Here is a 26,423-nt window from a genome sequence, read left to right on the forward strand (position 1 = left end):
AGTCGCGCTATCACGGCAGGCTGGGCGGCGCTAGGGAGCAAAACGCACAGGGCTCTGTGCTAATTTGCAGGAGAAGCCTCAAGTTGAGACATGATCTCGCCAATCACTCGTTCCCACATTTCAGGGGGTTGCGCCCCTGGAACGGCGTGCTGGTTGGCCACAATAAATGTTGGAACCGAACTTACACCCATCTGACGAGAATGCGCGTCGCGGTTGCTGATGTCCTCTCGATCAGAGTCGGAATTCAGCAATTTCAGCACCACTGCAGCATCCATTCCGACACTGTCTGCAATGTCGGCTAAGACCTCATGATCGCCGATGTCGCGGGCCTGCACAAAATAGGCATCGAACAGGGCGTCCACGACCGCGTTTTGTTTACCTTCGATCCCTGCCCAGTGGATTAGTCGATGCGCGTCCAAAGTGTTCGGGGTGCGCTTCATGCCCTCGAAGTCAATTTTCAGCCCGGCGTTTTCGGCATGTTCCACGACGGGGGCATAAGCTTTAACCGCGCCTTCTTTACCGCCGAATTTACGCTCAAGGTATTCGCGGCGATCCATTCCTGCATCAGGCATGTCGGGGTTCAGCTGGAAAGGGTGCCATTCAATGACAAAGGGGTGGTCCGGAATAGCGGCAAGTGCTTTGTCCAGATGGGTCTTGCCGATATAGCACCACGGGCAAATCGGGTCGGACATGATGTCGAGCTTGACGGTCTGGGTCATTGATTGGTCGCCTTGAAATAGGCCGGCAGCGCCCGGCGCAGGAGTTTGCCGTTACCGCCGGTTGGTAGCTCGGGCAGATGGATGAACGCGCGCGGCTGTTTGTACCGCGCCAAGTTTGCCTCGACATAGGTGCGCAGAGCGCCATCGTCCAGCTTTTCCGGCCCAGTATAAAACGCCGCTATCACGAATGTGTCTTGTTTGACTTCGACAGCGGCTGCTCCGACCTGCGTAATGCCAGGGTATTTGGACAGGGTAGCCTCGACTTCAACTGGTGATACACGGTATCCGCCAGCATTCATCATGTCATCGTCTCGGCCCAGGTAGGTGATCTGCCCATCTACTGCCATGGCTCCCTGATCCCCGGTCAGGAACCAATCGCCCTGCATTCGGGCCTCGGCCTCATCAGGCGCGTTTAGATAGGTTAGCATCAAGCCTGGGTCGGATCGGTGAATGGCAATCGTGCCTTCCTGACCCTGTGGAACAGGACCCTCCGGGCCAAGGATCGCCACTTTTCGTCCGGGCTGCGGTTGTCCAAGGGACTCGCCGCGCGCGGGGTGGGCAGGGCTCGAGGAAATAAAGGTCGAGCATTCGGACATACCATAGGCTTCGTATAGCTCGGTGCCTGATGCTTCGGCCCATTGGGCGTGAAGATGCCGCGACAACTTTTCTCCAGCGCACAGTCCGTGGCGTAGATCCGGAAGGTTGAGGGGCTGTTTCGTGCTCAACATCTTGCGAAACACACCCGGGGCAGCCGCAAAGATCGTAGCTCGGTTCTGACGCAACAACGCTGGAAGGGCATCGGGATTGGTGCCGGGCTGAGGGATCAATGCCGTCGCTCCGATGGTCCACGGATCCATTAACCCAGTGCCAAGTGTATAGGTCCAGTTGAACGCCCCGGCATGACAAAGACGGTCCGTGTCCCGTAGTCCATACCACCCATCGACCATCATTTGACGGGCCCAGATGGCACGGTGAGCATGCGAGACAGCGCGCGGTTTGCCTGAAGTGCCAGAAGTGTAAACAACGTAAGCCTGTCGCTCAGGGTCGCCCATCTCAAACTCGGCAGGAGAAAGAGTGCGCATTTTGGCAAGCTCTGACAAACCGATTTGAAATGCATGAGGCGCGCAGGCGACTGACGGATCCCTCAGAACTGCTGTGGGGTTCAATTCCGCGATCATGCGCTCCGTTTCGGGGTCGGTGAGTTGCGACGATGTTGGAACAGGCACGATCCCCGCCGCAATCGCACCGAGATAGGCAATCGGAAAGTCGACTGTATTCCCCAGTCGCATCAAAGCAATGTCGCCCGATTTCAATCCTGCATTCAGCAATCCGGTTGCTGTGCCCAGAATGGCCGATTTTAGAGCTTGATAGGTCCAATCCTCGGACCCATCAGGGCGCAGGACAGAAAGCGCCGTTTTGTCCGGAACGGCATCCGCTCGGCGCAGTACATGCGCGGCAAGATTGATTGGCGCGGGGCAGGCCGGGGGTGGCCCCTGATCGAATACAGAAAGCATGGCAACTGGCTATCGCGCTGCTTGGCGCGTTGCAAGCAGGACGGGCTGGCCCTATAGATTGGCGCATGAGCACAAACGACCAGCCATCTCTGATCCGCATAGCCCGTGACTCGGGTGACCACACCGAGCTAGAGCCGCTCGACCTGGGGGCCCGTGTGCGCCAGTTGCGCAAGGCGCGGAACTGGACGTTAGAGCAGGCGGCCTCGCAGGCCGGTCTGGCACGCTCGACCCTCAGTAAGATTGAGAACGGTCAGATGTCTCCGACGTATGACGCGCTAAAAAAACTGGCCATCGGGCTTGAGATTTCGGTGCCGCAGCTCTTTACACCTCCGCAGCGCGATCAGGTGATTGGGCGCATGGCCGTGACCCGCATGGGGCAGGGTGCCGCCCATCCGACGGTAACTTATGAACATGAACTGTTGGCTGAAACGCTGACCAAAAAGCAGATGCTGCCCTATCGCGCTCGTGTGCGTGCCCGATCAATGCAAGAGTTTGACGGGTGGGTGCGTCATGATGGCGAAGAGTTTCTGTATGTGCTGACTGGCGTCGTAAGGCTTTACACCGAGTTCTATGAGCCCGTCGAAATGCGGCGGGGGGACAGCGCATATTATGACGGCAGCATGGGGCACAATGTAATTTCAGTCAGCGACGAGGACGCAACGATCCTGTGGGTCACGTCACTTGCTTAACGATCGGCTGAACTCTCGGTTCAGCCCTTCGGTGAACAAAAAGTCTTCTAGTTCCTCGTGGGCTTCGTTCACGGTCAAGTGGTGGCGTTCTGCCAGATAGGCTTCGAACCCCTGTCGGTCTTTGCTCAGACGGGTTTTGTCCTGGTCACGTAAGTTTGGGAAACGCCGTTTTGCGCGTGAGTACATTGCGTCCCAGTCTTGCGTTAGATCAGTCCAATTCAACATGTGGTGGCTTTCCATATCTCAGGTTTCACTGCTGCTCGGCCGTATTTTTAAGGGTACGAATGCAGTGTTGGTGTAAGTGCATGACAAAATGTCGCACCCTAATCTGCATTACCTTGGGTCAAATAAGCCCGCTGCGATAGGTCCGCAGCGGGCTGACGGACCTGAGGTTGGAGTGAGTGGAGGCCGGTCCGTGAAACTTGTTTTTTAGGCGCTATTGTTTACGCTATCACGCGCAATTTTCTGGATTAATTCGCCGTTGCGCCGTCTAAAGTTAGGTGCAGGCTACATCGCGCGGGTGCTTTACGTAAAGTCCCTTGTGGTCAAAATCAGAGCTTTTGCTGAAATTAGTTGCGAAATCGAAATATAGCGAAGGCGGGGTCTCCTTTGCGCAACATATGGTGTCGCGGTGTGGGTGTGCCGAATTCCGCCTATATTAGAAGCCGTCTAGCTTCCATGAGCGGCATTGCCTCTGACTTTTACAACTCTGACCAGAAATTGGGCTTCGCGCCCTGCAAAACGATTGGCCACTATTCTTCATACCACCAGACTTGCGGCATGTACTCAGGCCCGTCGCCGTAAATTGGCAGGGTTTCGGGTTGTCTCAGCTCCTTGGCATGCGCGATGCGCCCAACATCAAAGTTCCATATCGGAATGACATAACGCCCCGCAGTGAGCACTCGATCCAGCGCGCGGGTGGCGGCGACAAAGTCCTCACGGCTTTCCGAGGACAGCATGGTGTCGATCAAGCCATCTACGGCAGGAGACGCGACTCCCATCAAATTGCGTGTTCCCGGGGTTTCTGCGTTTTCGCTGCCCCAGTACAGGCGCTGTTCGTTACCTGGAGACAACGACATTGCTCGGCGAAAGACAGTCATATCAAAATCCAGCTCTGTGGTGCGACCAGCAAATTGAGCGCTGTCGACCCGTTCGGTATTGACCTGAATCCCAAGGCGCTCAAGCGCGCGAGTGAACATTTCGATTGCGGTCTGGTTTTCGGTGTCGCCCTGTTGAAGAAGCACATTGATCGTGAATGGCTCGCCGTTCTGATTGCGCAGCATTCCATCTTGGATGGTCCAGCCCGCCTCGTTCAATAGTTTGGCGGCCTTACGTATATTGGACCGGTTGCGCGCTGTACCATCGCCTTCGGGCAAGGAGTAGCCATCCAATGCACCCGGTGGCAGGTCATCGGCATAGTTCTGCAAAAACTCTGCGACGCGACCCGAGGCTGGCCCAGGCTGCATGGCGAGGTCTGAACCTGAAAAATACGAGGTGATCCGGGATTGGGTGCCTCCGGTAATGGTGTCGTTGATGAACTCGAAGTTGAAGGCCAGCAGCAGCGCCTCCCGCACACGCCAATCGTCAAAGGGTGCCTTGCGCGTGTTCATCACAAATCCGGTCATCCCCGAAGGTTTGCCGTGCGGTATTTCGGTTTTGATCACGTCCCCGCGCTGAACTGCTGGAAAGTTGTATTGGGTTTCCCATTTGTCAGCATTGAACTCGCGAACGGCTGTAAGTTCACCGGCTTTGAAAGCCTCGAACAGGACCGTGCCATCCCCGTAGAACTCAATCCGAATTTCATCCAGGTTCATCGTGCCACGCCGAAAAGGAATGTCATTGCCCCAATACTCTGGGTTTCGGCGCAAGTTCACATAGCGGCCAGCTTCAAAATCTTCGATGACATAAGGTCCGCTTCCGATCGGAATGTCGTTAAGAGGAGCATTAGCGAAATCCTTCCCTTCCCACTGAGCCTTTTGCAGGATCGGGCGGAGACCTGCGATTAGCGCCAATTCCCGGTCGGCCTCATTAAAGGTAATGCGAACCGATCGAGGACCGGTCTGTTCGATCTGATCGATCTTGCCCCAGAGTCCGCGGTAGCGAAGGTGCCCTTCGGTGCCCAACGTCTCATAGGACCAGATAATGTCATCCACCGTGACGGGGGTTCCGTCAGAGAATCGGGCGTCCTCTCTCAGCGTGAATTCGACCCAAGAGCGGTCGGGCGCTGTCTCAATTGATTCGGCTAACAACCCGTAAAGAGTGAAAGGTTCGTCCCAAGATCGCCCCATGAGGCTCTCGTGCGTCCAAAATCTGAGTTGCCAAGGCGAAGTTCCTTTTTGAACGAACGGGTTCAAACTGTTGAAGCCACCGGTGTTTCCAAACACGACCTTGCCGCCCTTTGGGGCATTTGCGTTGGCATAGGGTAAGGACACAAAATCCGGTGGTAAGGCGGGTTCACCGTACATAGCTATGCCATGAGCCGATTCTGCATGGGCGATTGTTGCGGCAAAAATGGTGGCGATTCCCGCGATCATTGGACGAACGGGGCGTAGAAAATCGGGGCGCATTTTGGAAACAATCCTGCTCTGGCCTTATTTTGTTGGGATTCACCGTACCGATGATTTTTCTTATTTTCAAACTTTTAGCTTGGACGGATGCAAGGAATTGCTTATAAAGGATGCACTGCTCGATAGGTTTCTTGCCTGTATGAAACCTGCCTCAATAACTTAACGCCCGCTTCGTGCGGGCGTTTTTTTTGGCGCGCCTCACCCCGGATACTACGCTCGGATGTTTCCCCGTTTTCTTTGCAGGTGCAGCATGGCACTGTGCGCTTGAAACGGAAGTTGAGGGAGAAAACCTATGAGCCTGTCGGGAAAAACTGCGATCATCACGGGGTCGAATTCAGGAATCGGTTTGGGAGTCGCTTGGGAACTGGCCAAGGCCGGGGCAAACGTAGTGTTGAACTCTTTCACTGACCGGGACGAGGACCACGCCTTAGCAGCGGAGATTTCACAGTCGACTGGAACCGAGGCTCGGTACATCAAGGCGGACATGTCCATCGGTGGTGAGTGCCGCGCGCTGGTTGAAAAGGCTGGCGCTTGTGACATTCTGGTGAACAATGCGGGCATTCAGCACGTTGCACCGATCGATCAGTTTCCGGTCGATAAATGGGATGCCATCATCGCAATCAATATGAACTCGGCCTTTCACACGATGGCGGCGGCGTTACCGATGATGCGTGCGGCCGGTTGGGGGCGGGTCGTAAATATTGCGTCGGCTCACGGTTTGACGGCATCGCCATATAAGGCGGCTTACATTGCGGCAAAACACGGCGTGGTCGGGATGACCAAGACCGTGGCGCTGGAAACTGCACAGGAACCTATAACCTGCAATGCTATCTGTCCGGGATACGTGCTGACTCCGTTGGTCGAAGCTCAGATTCCAGATACGATGAAGGAATACGACATGAGCCGCGAGGACGTGATTAAGAACGTCATGCTCGAACGCCAACCTTCCAAAGAATTCGCAACGGTCGAACAACTGGGCGGTACAACGGTGTTCCTATGCTCAGACGCGGCTGCGCAGATCACGGGAACTACGATTTCTGTCGACGGGGGCTGGACGGCACTTTGAGTTAGGAGGCCCGACGTGAAACGGATCAATCTGGCGCTTCAAGGCGGTGGCGCACATGGGGCCTTTACCTGGGGTGTCTTAGATCGGCTGCTCGACGAAAAGGATGTCGAGGTTGCGGCGATAACCGGAACTTCGGCAGGGGCGCTGAACGGAGCTGCTTTTAAGTCTGGCATGGTTAGAGATGGGCGCGAAGGAGCGCGTGCCTGTCTTGATGGGCTTTGGGAGCGTATGGGCGCCGTGGGGGATATGCGTCTGGCCAATTGGATGCAGGCGATTGAGCCTGCCCATATAGCTCACGCCATCGAGTACTCACTGCCGTTTTCTATCGGTGACGCATGGTCTCGAATGGTGTCGCCTTACGCATACGGTCCGTTTTACCGCAACCCGCTGGAGCCGGTGGTGGATCGGTTCAACTTCGATGAGATTTGCGCGGACGAAGGCCCGCAGTTGTTTGTCTGCGCGACATGTGTGCGAAGCGGTAAAATTCGGGTGTTCACGGGGCACGAGGTTTCGACAGATGCGATCCTCGCCTCAGCTTGTTTGCCGAACCTGTTTCAGGCCGTTGAGATTTATGATCCTAAAGCAGATCGGACCGAAGCCTATTGGGATGGTGGCTACACAGGCAATCCAGCGCTTTATCCATTGTTCAATGTTGAACTGCCAGACGACGTCGTAATCGTGAACATCAATCCGCTGGAACGGGATGAAGTACCCAAGACGCCCCAGCAAATTCAGAACCGGATCAACGAGATCAGCTTTAACTCCTCGCTGTTTAGAGAGCTGCGAGCGATTAGTTTCGTGCAGCGTTTGCTAGCTGAAGGAAAGTTGAAGGCGGGCGAGATGAGCCGCGTTCTGGTTCATATGATCGCTGATGATGAGTTGATGAACGATCTGTCTGCTGCGACGAAGACCGTTCCAAACCCGGTAATACTGCATCGGCTAAAACAGGCGGGGCAGGCAGCGGCACATCAATTCCTGAAGGATCACAAAGGCGATTTAGGTGAACGTAGCACCGTGGATCTTCCTAATATGTTTGGATGATCACTCAGGCGGTTGCGTCGGGTCTTTTTCATTTGGGTAGACTAGGCCAGCCGAAATCACCAGTTTGGCGGCTTCTTCAATACTCATGTCCAGAATGATGACGTCCTCTGCCGGGAAGAACAGTAGGAAACCAGATGTCGGGTTTGGTGTCGTCGGGACGAAGACACTCAGCAACTCACCTCCGGTTTCTGCGCGGTCGCTGACCTCACCTCTGGCCGTGGTTGATACGAAACCGATCGCCCAAATACCCCGGCGGGGATACTGAATGAGACAGGCTTTTTCAAACGAGCGTTCGGTTTGCGCAAAGACAGTCTCCGAAATCTGTTTGATCCCGGAATAGACCGAACGCACAACAGGCATACGGTCTACAAGTCTTTCGGCGAAATGAATAAGAGATCGACCCAGAATGCCCTTGGCGATCCAACCCACGAGGACGGTGAAGATCAAGAAGATCACGACACCGACGCCACGCAGGTTCACACCAACATAGTTTTCAGGTTGGAACTGCTGGGGGATAAGCGGCAGCACCGCACTGTCGACCCAACCGACGACCGACCAAATAAGCCAAATGGTCAGCCACACAGGTGCAATGACGACGATACCCGTCAGGAAAGACGCGCGCAGTCGGGAAAACAGGCCCGGGCGGCGGTGTGGTTCTTCGTCAAAGGGCGTGTTCATTGCAGTCCTGAGTGGTTCGCCGAATTAGTTAAGCAGTCCCGTGCCTTGGTACAATAGGCTTATGTCAATCTGAACGTTCTGTGAGGGCCTTAGCGATGCCCGCCGCCAGTCGCGCATTGTTACGTACCAGCGCAATATTGGCGGTCAATGATCGGCCTTCGGTCTGCTCATAGATCCGTTGCAGCAGATAGGGGGTCACGCCTTTGCCGCTGATGCGGTGCGTGTCGGCATCCGCCTGAGCCGAAGCTATGATGGGGGCCAGCTCTTCCGCGGGAATTTGATCTTCTGTCGGGATCGGGTTGGCGATCAATTGGCCGCCTGGCAGGCCGAGCGCACGGCGCGTCGCGTGGGCCTTTGCGATTTCACCCGCGCTGTCCATCCGAAGTGGGGCAGCGAACGGTGACTTTGCGGACCAAAACGCAGGAAACTCATCCTGCCCGTAGGCGATAACCGGCACACCCAAAGTTTCCAGTACCTCCAGTGTCTTGGCAAGGTCGAGGATCGCCTTGGCGCCAGCTGCAACAACGGTCACAGGTGTTTGTGCCAGCTCATGCAAGTCGGCTGAGATATCGAACGAAGTCTCGGCCCCCTGGTGAACGCCCCCGATGCCGCCCGTAGCAAAGACCTCGATCCCTGCGTAGTGTGCTGCGATCATTGTTGCGGCGACGGTTGTGGCACCAGTGCCGCCGGTGGCCATGCAAGCGGCCATATCCGCCCGAGACAGTTTGGCGACGCCCTGTGCCTGACCTAGCGACTTCAGTTCGTCTGCTTCCAGACCTACGTGCAGTTTGCCGTCGATCACAGCCATTGTTGCCGGCACCGCACCGGCGTCGCGGATGTCTTGCTCGACCTGAGCCGCGACCTCGATGTTCTGAGGGTAAGGCATCCCGTGGGTGATGATGGTGCTTTCCAGCGCAACGATGGGCTGGCCAGCGTCTTTGGCGGCGCGGACCTCGGCAGAATATTGAATGTCGATCACAGTGGGGTTTCTCCGGAAACGTAAGTTGCTGCGGCGTGCAGAGCGCGGGTCAGGGCCTCGTCGCTGGATGCTCCGCCGGATTCTGAGGCGATGTGGGCCGCCATAAAGGTGTCCCCGGCACCGGTCACACGAGTGACTAGTACTGAGGGTGGTTTTTGGGTCAGGATTTCATCCGCGCTGCCTACGGTGGCGGAATTGCCCCCGTCCGTGACCAGCACTCGCAGCGCGCCACGATCCAGCAGTCCCCTGGCTGCACTTTCGGAATCTGTGAACTCGCGCTGACACAAAAGACCGGCCTCTTCGAGGTTCACATATAGCGTTGCGCGCGCGTGTTTGAGAAACGGTAGCAAGCGTTCTGCCTTCCCGGGCGAGGCCGGAGCCACACGCAGGTCAGCGCGTGCAAATGCCGGGCTTTGCGCAATCTCTTCCAGTAGGGACAGCGTTAGGTTCCCATCCAACGCGATGGGACCATCGAACGGTGCATTCTCATTGCCCAACGGTCCGTGCATCAATGGACGCAGAATTTTGGCTCCGGCAGCTTCTAATGAGTGTGCGTCTGCGATGGCAGCGATCAGGCCATTGGCACCCTCTACTGCCATGTATCGATCGGTTGGCAAATCCTGCGAACGGTAGATGTGGTCTGTTACCATACCAAGGCGTGCGCACGCGTTGGTCAGCTCGTCCCCCTCGGGATCACGGCCGATGGCTGTCAACAGGGTCGGGGTCATACCGAACCGAACCAGTGTCATGGCGATGTTCATCGCCACACCACCGGGTAGGCGTGTGATACGCCCCGGCACGTCTGAACCCTGCCGCATTGCACTGGCCGACCGCCCGATGACGTCCCAAAGGACCGAGCCGATGCATAGAATTTCGCTGTTCTGAGTCATGACCAACTCATGCCGCAGCCCTGACGTGGGTGCAAGGGTTAACGCTCACATCGCGTCGGTCAGTGTTGTCAAGGCGGCCAGAGGATCTTCCTGCGCCCAGATTTCGTCCCCGATGCCGAAGAAATCAGTGTGCGGGGCAAGGTCGCGGACCAGCTCAGGAGTGAGTCCACCTTCGGCCACTACGGGGACTTCGATCATCTCAGACCACCATTGGAACAGATCACGCTCTGCTGTGGTTCCATCACCGAGTGTCGCGTTGCCAACCGGACCAAAAGCGACATAGTCCGAGCCTGCCTCGCCTGCGGTCATGCCGTCGTGGCTGGACGCACCGCAAAAGCTGCCGACAATAGCATCTGCACCCAATTCCTTGCGGGCCGCCCGAACCGAACGCGCGCCGTCGTCCAGATGAACCCCGTCTAGACCCAGACGTTGCGCCAAAAGCACGTGGTTCGAGATTACGATGGCGACATCCCGTTGATGCGCTACTTCGCGGCAGGCGTCTGCTGCACGTGCGATAGTATCTTCGTCACTGCCTGCCAGTGCGAGGCGAATGCAGGCGATATCAGCACCGTCTAGGACGGTTGCCAACTTGTTGGTGAAGGTGCTCAACTCGATGGTCGGGGGCGTAATCAGGTAAATCTGCGGCTGCTCGGGGGTGTCCATGGGCGCGTCCTTCGCTTTCAGTCTTTTGCGCGGTTTAGCGGATTGCGACGGGGAAGCAAACTTTTATGCCGGTTTATGGGGCAATTGACCGCTTGGATGCCTTGCCCTGCGCCATCGCGCCGATTACAGCAGGCCAAGTTTTCCGGAGACAACCATGCCCAGCGATAAATCTCAGCCTTCTTTTGTGCTCGTGCGCCCTCAGATGGGTGAAAACATCGGCGCTGCCGCGCGGGCGATGTGGAATTTCGGGCTGGACCGAATGCGGATCGTGGCGCCTCGGGACGGATGGCCGAACCCCAAAGCTGTGGCGATGTCCAGTGGGGCTGGACGCTTGTTGGACGAAGCGCAATTGTTCGACGATCTGGCTGGCGCGTTGGCAGACAGCACTTTCGTCTTTGCAACAACTGCACGTCAACGTGGCCTGACCAAGCCGGTATATAGCCCGGAACGCGCTATGCAGATTGCGGCCGAAAAAGTCGCGTCAGGCGAGAAGGTCTCGGTTCTGTTCGGCCCCGAGCGCGCGGGACTGGAGAATGAAGATATCGCCAAAGCCAACGCCATCATCTCGGTGCCAGTAAACCCTGAATACGCGTCGCTGAACCTTGGCCAATGTGTCCTTCTGACTGCGTATGAATGGATGCGTCAAACCGGAGACGTGGTTCATGAGGCTACTGATCTGGGCAAAGGCGATTGGGCCACCGGGATTGAGGTCGAAAAGCTGGTCGAACATTATGAGGACCGGTTGGGAGAGGCGGGTTTCTTCTACCCGCCCGAAAAGGCCGAAGGGATGAAGACCAATCTGCGTAATCTGTGGTCTCGGATGCGGATGACGCGCGCCGATGTTCAGATGCTGCACGGGATCATGCGTCAGATGGTCCGGTGGAAAGACAAGGGCTGAGGCTGGACCTATGTTCTGCTTCACCCTAGCTTGCGACAAAATCCAGGACATGAGGACAGCATGAGCGGTAAGCGCAGCATCTTCGAAGACGTCTCAGACACGGAAAAACAACAAGCCGTTCAACCCGGTATGATCGATCGGGGCAGGGGCGGTGCACGCAAGGCGATCCGTCTGTGGTTGATGGTCCTGTTCGCCTTGGTCGTCGTAATGATCGCTGTTGGTGGCCTGACCCGCCTGACCGACAGCGGCTTGTCGATCACCGAGTGGCGCCCCGTTACTGGGGCCATTCCGCCGCTCAGCGACACCGACTGGCAGGCCGAGTTCGACAAATACAAACAAATCGACCAATGGCGCATTCAGAACCAATGGATGGAGCTGGATGATTTCAAATTCATCTATTGGTGGGAATGGGGCCACCGCCAACTGGGCCGTGTGATCGGTCTGGTTTGGGCGATCGGTTTCTTTGGCTTCCTAATCGCTCGGAAGATCCCGACAGGTTGGACCGGCAAGCTGCTGATACCGGGCGCTTTGGGTGGCGTTCAAGGGGCTGTCGGCTGGTGGATGGTTGCCTCGGGCGTGACGCAGGGCGAGGGTATGACGGCCGTCGCCAGCTATCGCTTGGCGGTGCATCTCGGGCTGGCTTTTGTGATCCTAGGGTTCCTTGCTTGGTATATCTTAGAGCTCGGCCGCGAAGAACGCGACCTGATGCAGGCGCGCCGCGCGAAAGAAGCCAAGCTTTTCTCGCTTTCTACCGGCTTGATGCATTTCGCCTTTCTGCAAATCCTGATCGGCGCTCTGGTTGCCGGGATCGACGCCGGACGGTCTTATACCGATTGGCCATTGATCGGTGGGCAGCTTTTGCCGCCAGACGCGGCGATGCTTGAACCAATGTGGCGCAACTTTTTTGAAAGCCCCGGTCTCGTGCAGTTCATCCACCGATGCGCGGGCTACTTGCTGCTCATCTTTGGGTTCATCGTGTGGCGGCGCGGCGGCACCAGTGCGCACCCGCAGACCAAGTTTGCCTTCAATGCAGCCTTCGCAGCGCTGTCGCTGCAAGTGGTTATCGGCATTTTGACCGTCGTCTACGCGGCCCCGTGGCAGATTGCTATCTTCCACCAGTTCATGGCGGTCGTCGTCTGGACACTGATCCTACGTGCGCGCTTCCTGACTGCATATCCAATCGCCACTTCAATCCGCGGAGCCTAACCCAGATGACTGCCTACGATGACCTGATGGCCTTTCAACGTGAAACCTCGGCCCTTGGGCAGATCGCTGGGCGGCTTGGGTGGGACCAGGAAACAGTGATGCCGCGTGGTGCTGCTCCTCAACGGGCCGAAGAGATGGCGGCGATTGAGGCGGTTTTGCATGCTCGTCGTTCCGACCCGCGGGTGGTCGAATGGCTGGAGAAAGCCGATCCGGTGGACGAGGTCGGAAGGGCTCAAATTCGAGAAATCCGCCGGTCTTATGAGCGAACGGTCAAGGTGCCCGCGGATTTGGCGAAGGCCATAGCACGCGTGACATCTGCAGCTCAGGGTACTTGGGCACAGGCGCGTGCTGACGAAGACGTGGCTGCATTTCTCCCTGTGTTGCAAGAGGTCGTTGACCTGAAACGCGAAGAGGGCGCGGCCTTGGCTCAGGGCGGGGATGTCTACGATGCGATGGTCGAAGACTATGAACCCTACACAACTGGTTCGCAAATTGCCGAGATTTTTGACCAGATGCGCCCGCGATTGGTGGCCTTGCGCGCGGCCGTTTTGGCCCAATCCGCTCCGCAAACTTTGAATGGTAAGTTCGATGAACTGGCCCAGATGCGATTGTCTCAGAAACTAGCGACGACCTTTGGCTATGATCTGAACACCGGCCGTGTAGACAAGGCGGTGCATCCTTTCAGCTCGGGCAGCGGGCTGGATGTTCGCATTACGACCCGTACCAGCGAAGTCGATCCGTTTAACTGCTTTTATTCGACAATTCATGAGGTAGGCCACGCAGCTTATGAGCAAGGCATCGATCCGACCTACATTCTAACGCCGCTCGGGCAAGGCGTGTCGATGGGCGTACATGAAAGCCAGAGCAGAATTTATGAAAACCAGCTGGGTCGCTCACGTGCCTTCACCGGTTGGCTCTACGGGCAAATGTTAGAGGTTTTTGGTGACTTCGGGATCGCGGATGCCGACGCCTTCTACGCAACGGTTAACGGTGTCCATAACGGCTATATCCGGACCGAGGCCGACGAGGTGCAATACAATCTGCACATCATGCTGCGATTTGACTTAGAGCGCGCCCTCATGAGCGGTGATCTTCAGGTGGGTGATCTGGAGGCTGCGTGGAACGACCGTTTCAAAGCTGATTTCGGATATGCGGTTGATAAACCATCGAACGGATGTCTGCAGGATGTTCACTGGTCGGTCGGGCTGTTCGGTTATTTCCCAACCTATTCGTTGGGGAACGTCTATGCTGGATGTCTCTACAAGTCACTCCGCGAGGCGGTGCCCAATTTGGACGCCCAATTGGCGCAAGGGGACACATCGGGCGCAACTGGGTGGCTACGGGACAACTTACAGCGTTTCGGAGGGCTGTACACACCGCGCGAAACCATTCTTCAGGCCAGTGGGGTAGAACCGGGACCCGAACCGTTGCTTAGCTATCTCGAGGATAAGTTCGGCACGCTCTACAACCTATAGCCGTCACGTTACTGTATTGCGGCATGGGATTTCCTGCCGCAGCCGTTACAGTGCCCCTTAAACGGTGTCGGAGGGGCCCTTGGCGATCAGTCGCAAACTTAAAACCCGCGCTGCGATGGTTGTGACCAGCAACGCGTTCCAAGCGTCGCGTCGCTATAAGTATGAGATCAAAAGAAGACTGACCAAGAAGCCGCACGTGGTGAGTTATTTCCACGATGTGTCAGATCCTTATAGCTTTCTGACAGTTCAGGTTCTGCAGGCCTTTCAAAGTAGATACCGGATCGAGTTAAGGCCATATTTGATATCCGGTCCCCCTGCGGAAATGGTTCCTGCGCCGGATGCATTCCGTCGCAACGCATTTTGCGATGTGGTGCGTGTGGCTAATCAACTTGGTCTAGTTCCACCAAAGCTCACGGACCCCGATCCGCAAGCCATTGTTACGGCGAAAAAGAGGTTGACCGGGGCCTTGGGCACAGATGATTTTGCATTGTCTGCTCTGGCGGTGACCGCTGCTCTTTGGAGGGGCGAACAAATCCCGGATGGGCCAGAGACTGATCCGGCATCTGCGATTAGGCTGGGTGATCAAACCATATCCTTGGTCGGGGGTTATCAAGGCGGCAGTTTTACATATGCAGGAGAAACTTACTGGGGGCTCGACCGGCTTCACTATCTGGAAACACGTTTGCAAAGTATGGGGTTGGGGGAAAAGGCAGCGCCGATCGTTCCCGAGATAGTATCAGAACCGCCGACGGCACGAGGCTCAGAGATAGAGTTCTTTTTCTCTTTCCGTAGCCCTTATTCCTACTTGGCCTTCGATCGTGTTCGGGACTTTGCCCGCAAAAGCCAGGCCAATCTTATCCTGAAGCCCGTATTGCCGATGCTCATGAGAGGGTTGCCGGTACCTTCCGCAAAATCCTCGTACATCTTACATGATTGCACACGCGAAGCGCGGCGTCTGGGAATTCCCTTTGGGTGTATTTCCGACCCTTTGGGGGCAGGGGTCGGGCGCGGCTATAGTCTGTTGGATTATGCTGAGTCACAGGGACGTTTGGCCGAGTATTGCTCGGCCTTTATGTCTTCGGTTTGGTCTCAGGGAATAGACGCCGCGACAGATGCAGGGCTGGCCGAAATCACACGTGCGGCAGGTTTGGATTGGGAAAAAGCCAAAGATGAATTGGCTTCTAGCACTTGGCGCCATCGCGTTGAAATCAACCAAAACCGCCTACAACAGATTGACCTTTGGGGAGTTCCCAGCTTTCGCGTCAATGGGCAAAGCATCTGGGGGCAGGACCGCTTGTGGGTAATCGTTGACACCTTGAGGCGGAACTGAACTTAAGAAAAAGGCGCTGCATTTTGTTGCAGCGCCTTTTGGGATTTATTCAGAAGGTTGAGTTTCTTCTTCCTCATCGCCCTGATCAGCGATCCAGGCGACACTGACAACAACCTCACCTTTACCGGTGTTAAAGACGCGAACGCCGCCAGCACTGCGGGATCGGAATGAGATGCCATCAACCGGCACGCGGATCGATTGGCCCTTGGACGTGGCCAACATGATTTGGTCGTCGATTTCGACTGGGAACGAAGCCACCAGCTCGCCGCCGCGCATTGCCTTATCCATAGCTGCGACGCCCATACCGCCGCGTCCGCGGACGGGGTAGTCGTGGCTAGAGCTAAGCTTGCCTGAGCCCCCTGCAGTAATGGTGAGGATTAGGTTTTCGGCAGCCGACATCTCGGCATAGCGCTCTTGCGGCAGGACGCTGTCGGCATTGCCTTCGTCTTCATCCGTCTCGGTCTCATCCGTGACGCCGGCCATCAGGCGACGCATCTTGAGGTAAGCGGCGCGCTCGTCCGAGGTGGCCTCAAAGTGGCGGATGACTGACATCGAGACCACCCGGTCACCATTGGTGAGCCTGATACCACGTACACCGGTCGATTTACGGCCTTTGAAGACGCGTACATCGGTGGTTTGGAAGCGGATTGCACGGCCAGAGTTAGTGACCAGCATCACATCATCGTCTTCTGAACAGATGCGAGCGTTGACCAGTTCAACATCTTCGGGCAGGTCCATGGCGATTTTGCCGTTGCGCTTCACGTTCGTGAAATCACTCAGCGCATTGCGGCGAACGTCACCGGCGCTGGTGGCAAACACGATTTGCAGGTTCTCCCACTCATCGTCCGGCACATCCACAGGCATGATCGCGGCGATCGAAACACCCGTCGGAATCGGCAGAATGTTGACGATTGCCTTGCCTTTGCCGGTCCGACCGGACTGTGGCAGGCGCCAGGTCTTGAGCTTGTAGACCATCCCGTCAGTCGTAAAGAACAGCAGTTGAGTATGGGTATTCGCCACGAACAGGTTGGTGACGACATCCTCTTCTTTGGTCTGCATGCCCGACAGGCCCTTACCGCCGCGCTTCTGAGCGCGGAAGTCTGCCAGCGGGGTACGTTTGATGTAACCGCCCGAAGTGACGGTCACGACCATGTCTTCACGTTCGATCAGGTCCTCGTCTTCCATGTCGCCGGACCAATCGACGATTTCGGTGCGGCGCGGAACGGCGAATTGCTCGCGCACTGCGCGCAGCTCGTCGCCGATAATCGACATGATGCGTTCGCGCGAGGACAGAATGTCGAGGTATTCCTTGATCTTAGCTGCCAGCTCTTCCAGCTCGTCCGTGACTTCTTTGACGCCCAGTTGGGTCAGGCGCTGCAGGCGCAGTTCCAGAATCGCGCGTGCCTGAACTTCGGTCAAGTTGTAGGTGCCATCGTCGTTCATCTTGGACAGAGGATCGTCGATTAGACGCAAGTAGCCCTCGATGTCGGCCGCAGGCCAGCGCCGCGTCATCAGCTTTTCGCGCGCTTCGGCCGCGTCTGCCGATGAACGTATCGTGGCAACAACTTCGTCTACGTTCGAAACGGCCACGGCAAGACCACACAAGATGTGGCTGCGCTCACGTGCCTTACGCAGGTCATATGCGGTACGACGTGCAACAACATCTTCGCGGAAGTCGATGAACGAGGTCAGGAACCGGCGCAGGGTCAGTTGTTCGGGCCGACCACCATTCAGGGCCAGCATGTTGCAGCCGAATGACGTTTGCATCGGCGAGAAACGATAAAGCTGGTTCAGCACCACTTCAGGAGTCGCGTCACGCTTCAGTTCGACCACGACACGCACGCCATTACGGTCGGATTCGTCCTGCACGTGGCTAACGCCTTCGATCCGCTTTTCGCGTACTGCTTCGGCGATCTTTTCGATCATCGAAGCTTTGTTCACCTGATAGGGGATCTCGTCGACGACAATGGCGTACCGGTCTTTGCGGATTTCCTCGACGCGCGTCTTGGCGCGGATGATGACGCTGCCGCGGCCTTCTAGATAGGCTTTACGTGCACCGGATCGGCCCAGCATAACACCGCCCGTGGGGAAGTCGGGGCCGGGGACGTATTCAATCAGCTGCTCGGATGTCAAATCCGGGTCGTCGATCAACGCCAGCGTGGCATCGACAACTTCACCCAGATTGTGCGGTGGGATGTTGGTCGCCATACCAACGGCAATACCGCCAGCACCATTGACCAGCATGTTCGGGAAACGCGCAGGCAGAACTGTCGGCTCTTTGTCTTTGCCGTCGTAGTTGTCCTGAAAATCGACCGTTTCTTTCTCGATGTCGGCCAGCAGGGACGCAGCGGGCTTGTCCATCCGAACTTCGGTGTAACGCATGGCCGCTGGGTTATCGCCGTCCATCGAACCAAAGTTGCCCTGACCGTCGAGCAGCGGCAGCGACATTGAGAAATCCTGCGCCATCCGCACCAGCGCGTCATAGATCGCACTGTCACCGTGCGGGTGGTATTTACCCATCACGTCGCCGACCGGACGGGCCGACTTGCGGTAGGCCTTGTCATGTGTGTTCCCGGTTTCGTGCATCGCATAAAGGATACGACGGTGAACCGGTTTCAATCCGTCGCGCAGATCGGGGATCGCGCGCGAGACGATGACCGACATGGCATAGTCCAGATAGGACGTGCGCATCTCGGATTCGATGGACACCGTCGGGCCGTCATATACGGGGCGCTCGGGCGGGGTTTCATCCATATTTTCTGGGGTTTCTGGCGTATCGCTCACGTAAACTGCCCGTGTATTGTTCTGGGTCTATATCTTGTGGATGTACCTTATCAGACCCGGCACATAAGGTGCAAGCAAGCAGCGCATTTCGGGCAAAAAACACCCGTAACACCAGAGTAACATATTGTTAACTAAGGATTAGGGTATTTCCGTGTTACCCTAAAGAGACCTTGCAAGAAAATTGGAGGTCTGCATGGAGCAAAGCGAAACAGAATTAATGCTCAAGGGGTACGGGCTGACAACGGCGGAATTCTTCTACCATATGCCCGACTACATCCACGTTTTGAATACGTTCATCTGGCAAGATTATGATTTGGCGCCAGACCATCCGAAGCTCTTTGAATTTGTCGAGTTTTGGCAGCGCGAGATCGAGGGCCCGCTGCATTCGGTACGGTTCACGCACCGCAAGATGATCGCCCCCGGGGAATGGCGCAATATGGTGGGTGAGTTCCGGGTGAACTAAGTGTTCGGCTGAGTATTTTTGGCTCTTAACGATTGAGATGTGTAGTTTTTGGGGAAGCGTAGGCTAAGGTGTCGACCAAGTGATTGGTCAAACACGGAACAGCCTTATGCACAAAACTCTTCTCCTCTCTGCCGCCCTTTGCCTGAGCGGTCCCGCCTTTGCAGAAGGCGTTCTGGATAAAATCAAAAAAGGTGCTGAAAACACGGCCGACGCGATTGGGCGCGGAGCGGAGACTGTGGGGCAAACCATTGAAAAGGGTACAAACGCTGTCGACGACACGATTGAGTCGACGACCGAGCTTTTGAGCAACGAAGCCACGCCCGAGGAAACCCGAGCTAAGCTGGACGTGATGGCCTCTGAGATTTTGGACCAGTTGTTGGCTGAAAATCCCGACGCAAAAGAACTGTACGATGTATCTGCCGGCTACGCAGTCTTTGACTCGCGCAGAGTGACTGTGTTTCCGGTTTCAGCTGGCTACGGGCGCGGTGTCGCCGTATCAAAGGACACAGGCCAGCACACCTACATGAATATGGGGACTGGCGGTGTAGGTGCCGCTGTTGGAATCGGTGGGTTTGAAAACAAATTCGTGATCCTGTTTGAGACGCCGGACGACCTGCAGAAGTTCATTGACTACGGCTATGACGCGACAGCCGAAACAGGTGCGATGTATGGTGATGAACGTACAGATGAAACCGTGCGCTTCACCGACGGTCGGTCGTTCTTTGTCCTGTCGAAAAAGGGTTGGCGTGTCTCGGCGGGGGCTATGGGAACCAAGTTCTGGAAGTCCCCCGAGTTAAACTGATCAGCCCGAACAGCTGGCACCGCCCAATACGCAAAACTTGGCGCAGTGCGGGTGGTTCAGATGAACGTCAGCCTCAGCCTCGGCCAGGGTTTGCCCCATCTCGAACTCAGGTGCGTAAGGCAGCAACGTGCAGGCCAGAACAGTAGGCCGTTCGGCGCCTTTGCGTTTAACAACCATCCGGGCGCTGGAACACATAACAGCGTCTGGAGATTTGTTCAGAATGCCCCAGCAGGCTGTCGTGATTTCCGGAACTTCTACTGTTTCGTCCATTTCAGGGAACAGGACGGTCTGGCCCGGGTTTTGCGCGTCAATATCGAAGCCGTGCTGTTGGTAGAAATCAGCATATCCCGCGCGGCTGTCTGCATCGTTGTCACCCCAGAGTGTGCGTCCAGCGACGGCCATGTTGAAGCCGTTATCGCGCAGCCATTCCATACCCTCAATCGTCTTACCGAAACTGCCTTTGCCTCGCTCTTCGTCGTGCAATTCAGAGCGGTAGTGATCGACTGAAATCCTTAGTGTTAGCTTGTTTCCAAACTCCTGCTGTAACTCCAACAAACCCTCGCGCATTTTACGGCGCATCATTGGTAGCATAGCGTTTGTCAGGATCAGTACCTCATAACCGCGCTCAAGCGCTGTACGAGAGATGTCGATCATTTCGGGGTTCATAAAAGGTTCGCCGCCGGTAAAACCAACCTCGCGAACTGGCCAGTTGCGGGTTTCAATCTGATCCAGATACTCCCGCACTTCGTCTGCGGTTATATACACCAACGCGTCATTGGTTGGGCTGCTTTCGATATAGCAATTTATGCATTCGATGTTGCACAAGGTTCCGGTGTTAAACCAGAGCGTCTCTGGGTTAGTAAGCGCAACCGAGGCGCGTTTTTGCCCATCCGCTGTCACCAATTTGTTTTGAAACTTGCCGCTATTGGCGCTCTGAGGGACGTTGTCTTTCATACCCGTGTCCGGTTCTTTTGGTCTGTTCCTATCGACTTAGTCCGTTAGAGCAGCCTTGGTAAGGGTGACGCGGCGAATCTGACAGAGTTTTGATGGCGGGAAAAATGATTGCGCTAACGTTGGACATGCTGATCGGGGCAAGGTAAGGAAAACGAATGGTTTCTCGCGTCATCCCCGTTGATCCGTTTGATCTGATCATCTTTGGCGGCACCGGCGATCTTGCTCAGCGCAAGATCCTTCCGGCGCTGTTTAGACGTTATTGCGCAGGGCAATGGCCGCAGGACGTTCAGATCATTGGCGCTGCTCGAACAGCTTATGATCGTGACGGTTTTCTCAATCTAGTCACCGAATCGTTGCATGCCCATGCGGCCAAGCAGTGCCAGAACACTGACGCGTTAAACGCATTCTTGGAGCGTGTGGATTACGTCGCGATCGATGCTTTGTCCGACGAAGGCTGGGATCAGCTTGCCGGAAAATTGACCGAAGATCGCGTTAGGGCGTTTTACTTTTCTGTTGGGCCGCGCCTCTTTGGTCCGCTGGCTGAGAGCATAAAATCTCATAAATTGGCTACGGAACAGACGCGCATCGTGGTCGAAAAGCCGTTTGGTCACGATCTGGAAAGCGCCAAAGCCCTGAACGAGACTCTGGCTCGGCATTTTTCTGAAGGGCAGATTTACCGGATCGACCACTATTTGGGCAAGGAAACGGTACAGAACCTGATGGCCGTCCGGTTCGGGAACATGCTCTTCGAGCCGCTCTGGAATAGCCAATACGTGGATCACATCCAGATTACGGTTGCCGAGTCTGTCGGTATCAAAGGACGTGAAGAGTATTATGACCGCGCGGGTGCAATGCGTGACATGATGCAAAACCACCTGATGCAGCTTTTGTGCCTGATAGCGATGGAGCCGCCTGCAAAGTTCGATCCCGACGCCGTGCGGGACGAAAAACTCAAGGTTATCCGAGCGCTTGATCCGGTTGAACCGCACCACATTGTACGAGGACAGTTCGAGGGTGGTGCAGGCGGTCCCGGGTATCGCGAAACCGTTGGCAACTTGCGTTCGACAACAGAAAGCTACGTGGCCTTGCGGGCTCATGTCAGCAACTGGAGATGGGCTGGCACGCCGTTCTATCTGCGTACGGGGAAACGGTTGGTTGCGCGTTCGTCTGTTATCAACGTGATGTTCAAGGACGCGCCACATTCCATTTTTGGCGAGGATGCGGGGCGGCATGCTAATGTACTTTCCATTCGATTGCAGCCAAACGAGGGCATCACGCTTAAGGTGACAATCAAAGAGCCCGGTCCCGGGGGGATGCGTCTGGTAGATGTGCCCCTGGATATGAGTTTTGCCGAGGCTTTGGGACCTGAAAACCAAGACCCGCCGGACGCGTATGAGCGGCTTGTGATGGACGTTATTCGTGGCAACCAGACCTTGTTTATGCGCGGAGACGAAGTCGAAGCGGCCTGGGCATGGACTGACCCGATTATAGCCGGTTGGCAGGCGCGCGGAGATGTACCTAAACCCTACGAAAGTGGCAGTACCGGTCCGGGCGACGCCGAGCTGCTGATGAAACGAGATGGTCGCCGCTGGCAAGGGATAAACCCATGAATATTCAGGAATACGCTGACCGAGACATGCTGGCGATTGACGTTGCAAACGTACTGGCTGGCGAACTTGAATCTGCCTTGCTTCATCACGAAGTTGTTTCGTTCGCTGTGCCGGGAGGAACGACGCCTGGTCCGATTTTTGACGTGTTATGCGCCGCGGATCTGGAGTGGGACCGCGTACGGGTTCTGCCGACAGATGAACGTTGTGTTCCAGGCGACAGCGACCGGTCGAACGAACGTTTGATCCGCGAAAGGCTGCTAACCAACCGCGCTTCGGTTGCGCAGTACATTCCGTTGTATCTAACGGGCTATGAACCCGAAGACGTTCTGCCAGAAATCGAAAGCCTGATCACTCCGATCCGACCATTGTCAGTGTTGGTATTGGGGATGGGCGAAGATATGCACACGGCTTCGTTGTTTCCCGGGATGGATGGCTTGGAAGCTGCCCTGGACAGCCATGCCTCGCCATTGGCCGTTGCTCGAACAGATGTACAGCCGGAACCGCGCATTACTTTGACCGCACCGGTATTGGATGGGGCGCTGTCCAAGCACCTGATTATCTTTGGCGAGGCCAAGCGGGATTCGCTTGAGCGCGCCATGACTTTGCCGCCTGAGGACGCCCCCATCTCGGCAGTTCTAAGCGGAATGACCGTACACTGGGCGGAGTAGGTAACATGGAACTGAGCAACCTCCTGAAGCTAGCCGCTGATCGCGAGAACCAATCTATTTCGGATTTGTTCGACCGTAATGAGAAACGGGCGCAGCATTTTTCGGCATCGACCGGCGATCTTCTTTTTGACTACTCCAAAACTCAGATCGACGAGAGCGTTCGCGATGCCTTGATCCGTTTGTGTGAAGAAGCTGGATTGGCCGAGCGGCGCGAGGCGATGTTTTCTGGTGCTAAGATCAATGAAACCGAAGGGCGCGCGGTTCTTCACACGGCTTTGCGGAATTTGGATGGTGGCCCCGTCAAGGTCGATGGGCAGGATGTGATGCCCGAGGTGTTAGATACCCTGCAAAGGATGCGGGTGTTTGCCGAAGAAGTGCGCGGCGGCGCGATTGCCGGGGCAGGGGGCAGCTTTACCGATGTTGTAAATATCGGCATCGGCGGCTCGGATCTTGGACCAGTTATGGCGACACACGCGCTCGCTCCATACCATGACGGACCAAAGTTGCATTATGTGTCCAATGTAGATGGGGCGCATATCGCAGATACACTGCGACCGCTGGATCCGACGCGGACCTTGGTAGTCGTGGCATCCAAGACTTTTACAACCATTGAAACCATGACCAACGCTCGCACTGCCCGCGCATGGATGATGGACGGTGGCGGTGACCCAGCCAGGCAATTTGCTGCGGTTTCCAGTGCGTTGGACCAGACAGAAGCATTTGGGATTCCCCAGGACCGTGTCTTCGGTTTCGCTGATTGGGTCGGAGGGCGCTATTCGGTTTGGGGGCCAGTAGGCTTGTCGGTAATGATCGCCGTCGGGTCGAACGCTTTCGACGCGTTTTTGCGGGGCGGGCAAGCAATGGATGTTCATTTCCGCTCTGCCGACTGGGCCGAGAATGTGCCGGTTTTGTTGGCTCTGGTTGGAGTTTGGCACCGACAAGTTCTGGGTTATGCCAGCCGGGCGGTTTTACCCTACGACCAGCGTTTACTGCGCCTTCCGGCTTATTTCCAACAGTTGGAGATGGAGTCTAACGGTAAGTCTGTTGCGATGGATGGCAGTTCTTTGGCGGTGCCGGCGGGTCCCGTGGTTTGGGGTGAGCCTGGCACCAACGGTCAACACGCGTTCTACCAACTGATCCATCAGGGCACTGATGTGGTCCCATGCGAGTTTATGGTCGCCGCTGAAGGGCATGAGCCTGAGCTCACCCATCACCACCGCTTGTTGCTTGCCAATTGCTTGGCCCAGTCCGAGGCGCTTATGCGTGGCCGTTCGTTGGACGAAGCCCGTCAGCGTATGGCGGACAAGGGCCTGACAGGTGATGAGTTGGAGCGCCAAGCTCGCCATCGCGTATTTCCGGGTAACCGGCCTTCGTCGACGTTGATTTACCCCAAGCTTACCCCCTTTGTTTTGGGCCAGATTATCGCTTTGTACGAGCACCGCGTGTTTGTTGAGGGTGTTTTGTTGGGGATCAATTCGTTCGATCAATGGGGGGTAGAACTAGGCAAAGAGCTTGCGACTTCACTCGGCCCGGTTGTGGATGGAGAAGTGAGCACAGAGGGCAAGGATGCTTCGACCGCGGCACTAGTTGCCTTTGCTATGAAGCACCGGGAGTAGGATCCCGGTGTCGTAACCTGCCGAAACTCACTCGAATTCCTTTATTGTTATAATTGCGAAGGATTGGCAGGGTTCTTCCTAAGGAAACGCCCGGAACCTGTCGTCGGCTGGACGCCAGGTGCAGAATTCTGGGCCAGCACAGGGCGCTGTAGTTTTTTAGGTAGTGCCACCATAGGGAGGACCGTCATGCTGGGACAGATGATGATGCAGCCATTGCTGATCTCGTCGCTGATAGAGCACGCGGATCGGTATCATGGTCAGACCCGGATCATCTCGGTCGAAACCGATGGATCCGTCACAAAGACCAATTGGTCTCAACTCGCAAATAATTCACGGAAAATGGCTTCGGCTCTGACCAGACTTGGGCTGGATCCGCAGACCCGGATTGGAACCTTGGCGTGGAACAACCGACGCCATCTTGAGGTGTATTTTGCTGCATCTGGCGCAGGTTTTGTCTGCCATACGGTCAACCCGCGCCTCTTTCCTGAGCAGCTGACCTACATCATCAATCATGCGCAAGATCGTGTTCTGTTCTTTGACGCGACCTTTATTCCTTTGGTCGCCGCTTTGAAGAAAGACCTTACAGAGGTTGAGCATTTCGTTTTGATGGGGCCTCGAAACGAAGATGCCGTTTCACAAATTTCGGGGGTTCAATTCTATGATGAGTTGATCGAAGCCGGAGATGAAGCGTTTCAATGGCCAAGCTTCGATGAAAATACGGCTTCCAGTCTTTGCTACACGTCCGGAACGACGGGTAATCCAAAGGGCGTGCTTTATTCCCATCGATCGACTGTATTGCACAGCTTCGGGGCAAATTTACCGGACACCATCGGGTTTTCTGCAAAAGATGTGGTGCTGCCTGTGGTTCCGATGTTCCACGTCAACGCCTGGGGGTCGCCGTATGCTTGCGCGATGTCGGGGTCATCTATGGTGCTGCCCGGTCCAGACCTTCATGGTGACGCTTTGGTCAATCTGATTGAAACTTATGGCGTAACCTTGTCCATGGGTGTTCCCACGATTTGGCAGGGTTTGCTGGCTAGCGCTGAAGCGTCTGAAAGCAAGCTCGATAGCTTGGAGCGCACCGTTATCGGTGGCGCGGCGTGCCCTCCGTCGATGATTGAAACCTTCCGCGATCGGTATGATGTGGAGACAATTCACGCCTGGGGCATGACCGAAATGAGTCCGCTGGGCACCGCGAACCATCCGCTTGCCAAACATAAGGAGCTGCCCATCGAAGAGCAGCATAAGCTGCGAGAAAGCCAGGGACGCCCTTGTTACGGGGTCGAATTGAAGATCGTGGATGATGATGGCAAGGCATTGCCGCATGACGGAAAGACACAAGGTGATCTTCTAGTTCGAGGGTTTTGGGTTTTGGATAGCTATTTCCAGATGCAGGATCAGGGTTTGCTGCAGGATGGTTGGTTTCCGACGGGAGATGTAGTGACAATCGATCCAGATGGCTACATGACGATCCGGGATCGGTCGAAAGACATCATCAAGTCAGGCGGTGAGTGGATCAGTTCGGTTGAACTTGAGAACATCGCGGTTGCCCATCCCAAGTTGGCAACGGCGGCCGTGGTTGGTGTGCCTCATCCCAAGTGGAATGAGCGTCCCATCCTGATTGCGGTTAAGGCTACAGACGAAGATCCGAGCGAAGAGGAACTGCTGGCATTCTTTGACGAAAAAATTGCTGATTGGCAGGTGCCAGACAAAGTGGTGTTTGTCGACGCCTTGCCCCTGAATGCGACCGGCAAAGTTCTAAAACGTAAGCTTCGGGCTGAGTATGAGGACGTTTTGTCGGGGTGAAGGAA

At 56.0% G+C, this 26,423-nt stretch carries 23 protein-coding genes; 13 read left to right on the top strand and 10 right to left on the bottom strand.

Features of this window, described 5'->3' with window-relative positions:
• Positions 1-59: 59 nt before the first annotated feature.
• Together ACR0EO_RS02385 and ACR0EO_RS02390 are read right to left on the bottom strand one after the other, a co-directional pair.
• The gene (locus tag ACR0EO_RS02385) at positions 60-719 is read right to left on the bottom strand and encodes a DsbA family oxidoreductase (protein ID WP_480686824.1); all 660 of its coding nucleotides are present in this window, start codon (positions 717-719) and stop codon (positions 60-62) included.
• Positions 716-2,233, bottom strand: coding sequence for a class I adenylate-forming enzyme family protein (locus tag ACR0EO_RS02390; protein ID WP_480686825.1), 1,518 nt, complete (start codon positions 2,231-2,233; stop codon positions 716-718). The genes ACR0EO_RS02385 and ACR0EO_RS02390 overlap by 4 nt, the downstream gene beginning before the upstream one ends.
• Before the next feature lie 65 nt (positions 2,234-2,298).
• On the opposite strand from ACR0EO_RS02390, the gene ACR0EO_RS02395 reads away from it, so the two are divergent.
• Positions 2,299-2,922: a helix-turn-helix domain-containing protein gene (locus ACR0EO_RS02395; protein ID WP_480686826.1), complete on the top strand. Its 624-nt coding sequence runs from the start codon at positions 2,299-2,301 to the stop codon at positions 2,920-2,922.
• Here the strand turns inward: ACR0EO_RS02395 and ACR0EO_RS02400 are convergent.
• Positions 2,911-3,147, bottom strand: a complete 237-nt coding sequence (locus ACR0EO_RS02400) for a hypothetical protein (RefSeq protein ID WP_480686827.1) — start codon at positions 3,145-3,147, stop codon at positions 2,911-2,913. The two genes, ACR0EO_RS02395 and ACR0EO_RS02400, sit on opposite strands and share 12 nt — an antisense overlap.
• A gap of 527 nt (positions 3,148-3,674) precedes the next feature.
• Entirely contained in the window at positions 3,675-5,489 is a 1,815-nt protein-coding gene (locus ACR0EO_RS02405) for an extracellular solute-binding protein (RefSeq protein ID WP_480686828.1), read from the bottom strand.
• A gap of 292 nt (positions 5,490-5,781) precedes the next feature.
• On the opposite strand from ACR0EO_RS02405, the gene ACR0EO_RS02410 reads away from it, so the two are divergent.
• Positions 5,782-6,555, top strand: coding sequence for a 3-hydroxybutyrate dehydrogenase (locus tag ACR0EO_RS02410; protein ID WP_480686829.1), 774 nt, complete (start codon positions 5,782-5,784; stop codon positions 6,553-6,555).
• Between the two features lie 15 nt (positions 6,556-6,570).
• Complete coding sequence (locus ACR0EO_RS02415) at positions 6,571-7,596, top strand: patatin-like phospholipase family protein (RefSeq protein WP_480686830.1); 1,026 nt, start codon at positions 6,571-6,573, stop codon at positions 7,594-7,596.
• Here ACR0EO_RS02415 and ACR0EO_RS02420 read toward each other — a convergent pair whose 3' ends face one another.
• The 4 genes from ACR0EO_RS02420 to ACR0EO_RS02435 form a co-directional block, all read right to left on the bottom strand.
• Positions 7,597-8,274 (bottom strand): DUF502 domain-containing protein, encoded by a 678-nt coding sequence (locus tag ACR0EO_RS02420; protein WP_480686831.1) that lies wholly within the window; start codon positions 8,272-8,274, stop codon positions 7,597-7,599.
• Positions 8,275-8,338: 64 nt separating this feature from the next.
• Positions 8,339-9,253: a pseudouridine-5'-phosphate glycosidase gene (locus ACR0EO_RS02425; protein WP_480686832.1), complete on the bottom strand. Its 915-nt coding sequence runs from the start codon at positions 9,251-9,253 to the stop codon at positions 8,339-8,341.
• Positions 9,250-10,143, bottom strand: a complete 894-nt coding sequence (locus tag ACR0EO_RS02430; RefSeq protein ID WP_480686833.1) for a PfkB family carbohydrate kinase — start codon at positions 10,141-10,143, stop codon at positions 9,250-9,252. The genes ACR0EO_RS02425 and ACR0EO_RS02430 overlap by 4 nt, the downstream gene beginning before the upstream one ends.
• A gap of 45 nt (positions 10,144-10,188) precedes the next feature.
• A complete protein-coding gene (locus ACR0EO_RS02435; RefSeq protein ID WP_480686834.1) occupies positions 10,189-10,806 on the bottom strand; it encodes a thiamine phosphate synthase in 618 nt (205 codons plus the stop codon).
• 154 nt (positions 10,807-10,960) lie between these two features.
• Between ACR0EO_RS02435 and ACR0EO_RS02440 the strand changes: the two genes are divergently transcribed.
• From ACR0EO_RS02440 to ACR0EO_RS02455, 4 genes are all read left to right on the top strand, one after another.
• Positions 10,961-11,704, top strand: coding sequence for an RNA methyltransferase (locus ACR0EO_RS02440; RefSeq protein WP_480686835.1), 744 nt, complete (start codon positions 10,961-10,963; stop codon positions 11,702-11,704).
• Between the two features lie 60 nt (positions 11,705-11,764).
• On the top strand, positions 11,765-12,910 hold the full coding sequence (ctaA, locus tag ACR0EO_RS02445; protein ID WP_480686836.1) for a heme A synthase: 1,146 nt from the start codon (positions 11,765-11,767) through the stop codon (positions 12,908-12,910).
• Between the two features lie 5 nt (positions 12,911-12,915).
• On the top strand, positions 12,916-14,385 hold the full coding sequence (locus ACR0EO_RS02450) for a carboxypeptidase M32 (RefSeq protein ID WP_480686837.1): 1,470 nt from the start codon (positions 12,916-12,918) through the stop codon (positions 14,383-14,385).
• Between the two features lie 79 nt (positions 14,386-14,464).
• On the top strand, positions 14,465-15,715 hold the full coding sequence (locus ACR0EO_RS02455; protein WP_480686838.1) for a DsbA family protein: 1,251 nt from the start codon (positions 14,465-14,467) through the stop codon (positions 15,713-15,715).
• A gap of 45 nt (positions 15,716-15,760) precedes the next feature.
• Here ACR0EO_RS02455 and gyrA read toward each other — a convergent pair whose 3' ends face one another.
• Positions 15,761-18,499 (bottom strand): DNA gyrase subunit A, encoded by a 2,739-nt coding sequence (gene gyrA / locus ACR0EO_RS02460; protein ID WP_480686839.1) that lies wholly within the window; start codon positions 18,497-18,499, stop codon positions 15,761-15,763.
• Between the two features lie 193 nt (positions 18,500-18,692).
• Here gyrA and ACR0EO_RS02465 point away from each other — a divergent pair, with 193 nt between their 5' ends.
• Together ACR0EO_RS02465 and ACR0EO_RS02470 are read left to right on the top strand one after the other, a co-directional pair.
• Complete coding sequence (locus tag ACR0EO_RS02465) at positions 18,693-18,962, top strand: usg protein (RefSeq protein ID WP_424833538.1); 270 nt, start codon at positions 18,693-18,695, stop codon at positions 18,960-18,962.
• A 106-nt stretch (positions 18,963-19,068) separates the two neighbouring features.
• Positions 19,069-19,764, top strand: a complete 696-nt coding sequence (locus tag ACR0EO_RS02470) for a lipid-binding SYLF domain-containing protein (RefSeq protein ID WP_480686840.1) — start codon at positions 19,069-19,071, stop codon at positions 19,762-19,764.
• Here the strand turns inward: ACR0EO_RS02470 and ACR0EO_RS02475 are convergent, their stop codons facing one another.
• A complete protein-coding gene (locus ACR0EO_RS02475) occupies positions 19,765-20,718 on the bottom strand; it encodes a radical SAM protein (RefSeq protein ID WP_480686841.1) in 954 nt (317 codons plus the stop codon).
• Between the two features lie 155 nt (positions 20,719-20,873).
• Here ACR0EO_RS02475 and zwf point away from each other — a divergent pair, with 155 nt between their 5' ends.
• The 4 genes from zwf (at position 20,874) to ACR0EO_RS02495 (ending at position 26,418) form a co-directional block, all read left to right on the top strand.
• Complete coding sequence (gene zwf / locus ACR0EO_RS02480; RefSeq protein WP_480686842.1) at positions 20,874-22,328, top strand: glucose-6-phosphate dehydrogenase; 1,455 nt, start codon at positions 20,874-20,876, stop codon at positions 22,326-22,328.
• Positions 22,325-22,996 carry a 6-phosphogluconolactonase gene (pgl, locus tag ACR0EO_RS02485; RefSeq protein ID WP_480686843.1) on the top strand — a complete coding sequence of 224 codons (672 nt, stop codon included), beginning with the start codon at positions 22,325-22,327 and terminating at the stop codon, positions 22,994-22,996. Before zwf ends, pgl begins: the two co-directional genes overlap by 4 nt.
• A 5-nt stretch (positions 22,997-23,001) precedes the next feature.
• Positions 23,002-24,612, top strand: a complete 1,611-nt coding sequence (pgi, locus tag ACR0EO_RS02490; RefSeq protein WP_480686844.1) for a glucose-6-phosphate isomerase — start codon at positions 23,002-23,004, stop codon at positions 24,610-24,612.
• Between the two features lie 186 nt (positions 24,613-24,798).
• Positions 24,799-26,418, top strand: coding sequence for a long-chain-fatty-acid--CoA ligase (locus tag ACR0EO_RS02495; RefSeq protein WP_480686845.1), 1,620 nt, complete (start codon positions 24,799-24,801; stop codon positions 26,416-26,418).
• Positions 26,419-26,423: the final 5 nt, after the last annotated feature.

Source organism: Ruegeria sp. BE9 (assembly GCF_056538765.1).

What these genes read in the sequence shown, in the direction of transcription:
- ACR0EO_RS02385 (WP_480686824.1), bottom strand. Translation starts at nt 719, where the DNA reads ATGACCCAGACCGTCAAGCTCGACATCATGTCCGACCCGATTTGCCCG.
- ACR0EO_RS02390 (WP_480686825.1), bottom strand. Translation starts at nt 2,233, where the DNA reads ATGCTTTCTGTATTCGATCAGGGGCCACCCCCGGCCTGCCCCGCGCCA.
- ACR0EO_RS02395 (WP_480686826.1), top strand. Translation starts at nt 2,299, where the DNA reads ATGAGCACAAACGACCAGCCATCTCTGATCCGCATAGCCCGTGACTCG.
- ACR0EO_RS02400 (WP_480686827.1), bottom strand. Translation starts at nt 3,147, where the DNA reads ATGTTGAATTGGACTGATCTAACGCAAGACTGGGACGCAATGTACTCA.
- ACR0EO_RS02405 (WP_480686828.1), bottom strand. Translation starts at nt 5,489, where the DNA reads ATGCGCCCCGATTTTCTACGCCCCGTTCGTCCAATGATCGCGGGAATC.
- ACR0EO_RS02410 (WP_480686829.1), top strand. Translation starts at nt 5,782, where the DNA reads ATGAGCCTGTCGGGAAAAACTGCGATCATCACGGGGTCGAATTCAGGA.
- ACR0EO_RS02420 (WP_480686831.1), bottom strand. Translation starts at nt 8,274, where the DNA reads ATGAACACGCCCTTTGACGAAGAACCACACCGCCGCCCGGGCCTGTTT.
- ACR0EO_RS02430 (WP_480686833.1), bottom strand. Translation starts at nt 10,143, where the DNA reads ATGACTCAGAACAGCGAAATTCTATGCATCGGCTCGGTCCTTTGGGAC.
- ACR0EO_RS02435 (WP_480686834.1), bottom strand. Translation starts at nt 10,806, where the DNA reads ATGGACACCCCCGAGCAGCCGCAGATTTACCTGATTACGCCCCCGACC.
- ACR0EO_RS02440 (WP_480686835.1), top strand. Translation starts at nt 10,961, where the DNA reads ATGCCCAGCGATAAATCTCAGCCTTCTTTTGTGCTCGTGCGCCCTCAG.
- ctaA (WP_480686836.1), top strand. Translation starts at nt 11,765, where the DNA reads ATGAGCGGTAAGCGCAGCATCTTCGAAGACGTCTCAGACACGGAAAAA.
- ACR0EO_RS02450 (WP_480686837.1), top strand. Translation starts at nt 12,916, where the DNA reads ATGACTGCCTACGATGACCTGATGGCCTTTCAACGTGAAACCTCGGCC.
- ACR0EO_RS02465 (WP_424833538.1), top strand. Translation starts at nt 18,693, where the DNA reads ATGGAGCAAAGCGAAACAGAATTAATGCTCAAGGGGTACGGGCTGACA.
- ACR0EO_RS02470 (WP_480686840.1), top strand. Translation starts at nt 19,069, where the DNA reads ATGCACAAAACTCTTCTCCTCTCTGCCGCCCTTTGCCTGAGCGGTCCC.
- ACR0EO_RS02475 (WP_480686841.1), bottom strand. Translation starts at nt 20,718, where the DNA reads ATGAAAGACAACGTCCCTCAGAGCGCCAATAGCGGCAAGTTTCAAAAC.
- zwf (WP_480686842.1), top strand. Translation starts at nt 20,874, where the DNA reads ATGGTTTCTCGCGTCATCCCCGTTGATCCGTTTGATCTGATCATCTTT.
- pgl (WP_480686843.1), top strand. Translation starts at nt 22,325, where the DNA reads ATGAATATTCAGGAATACGCTGACCGAGACATGCTGGCGATTGACGTT.
- pgi (WP_480686844.1), top strand. Translation starts at nt 23,002, where the DNA reads ATGGAACTGAGCAACCTCCTGAAGCTAGCCGCTGATCGCGAGAACCAA.
- ACR0EO_RS02495 (WP_480686845.1), top strand. Translation starts at nt 24,799, where the DNA reads ATGCTGGGACAGATGATGATGCAGCCATTGCTGATCTCGTCGCTGATA.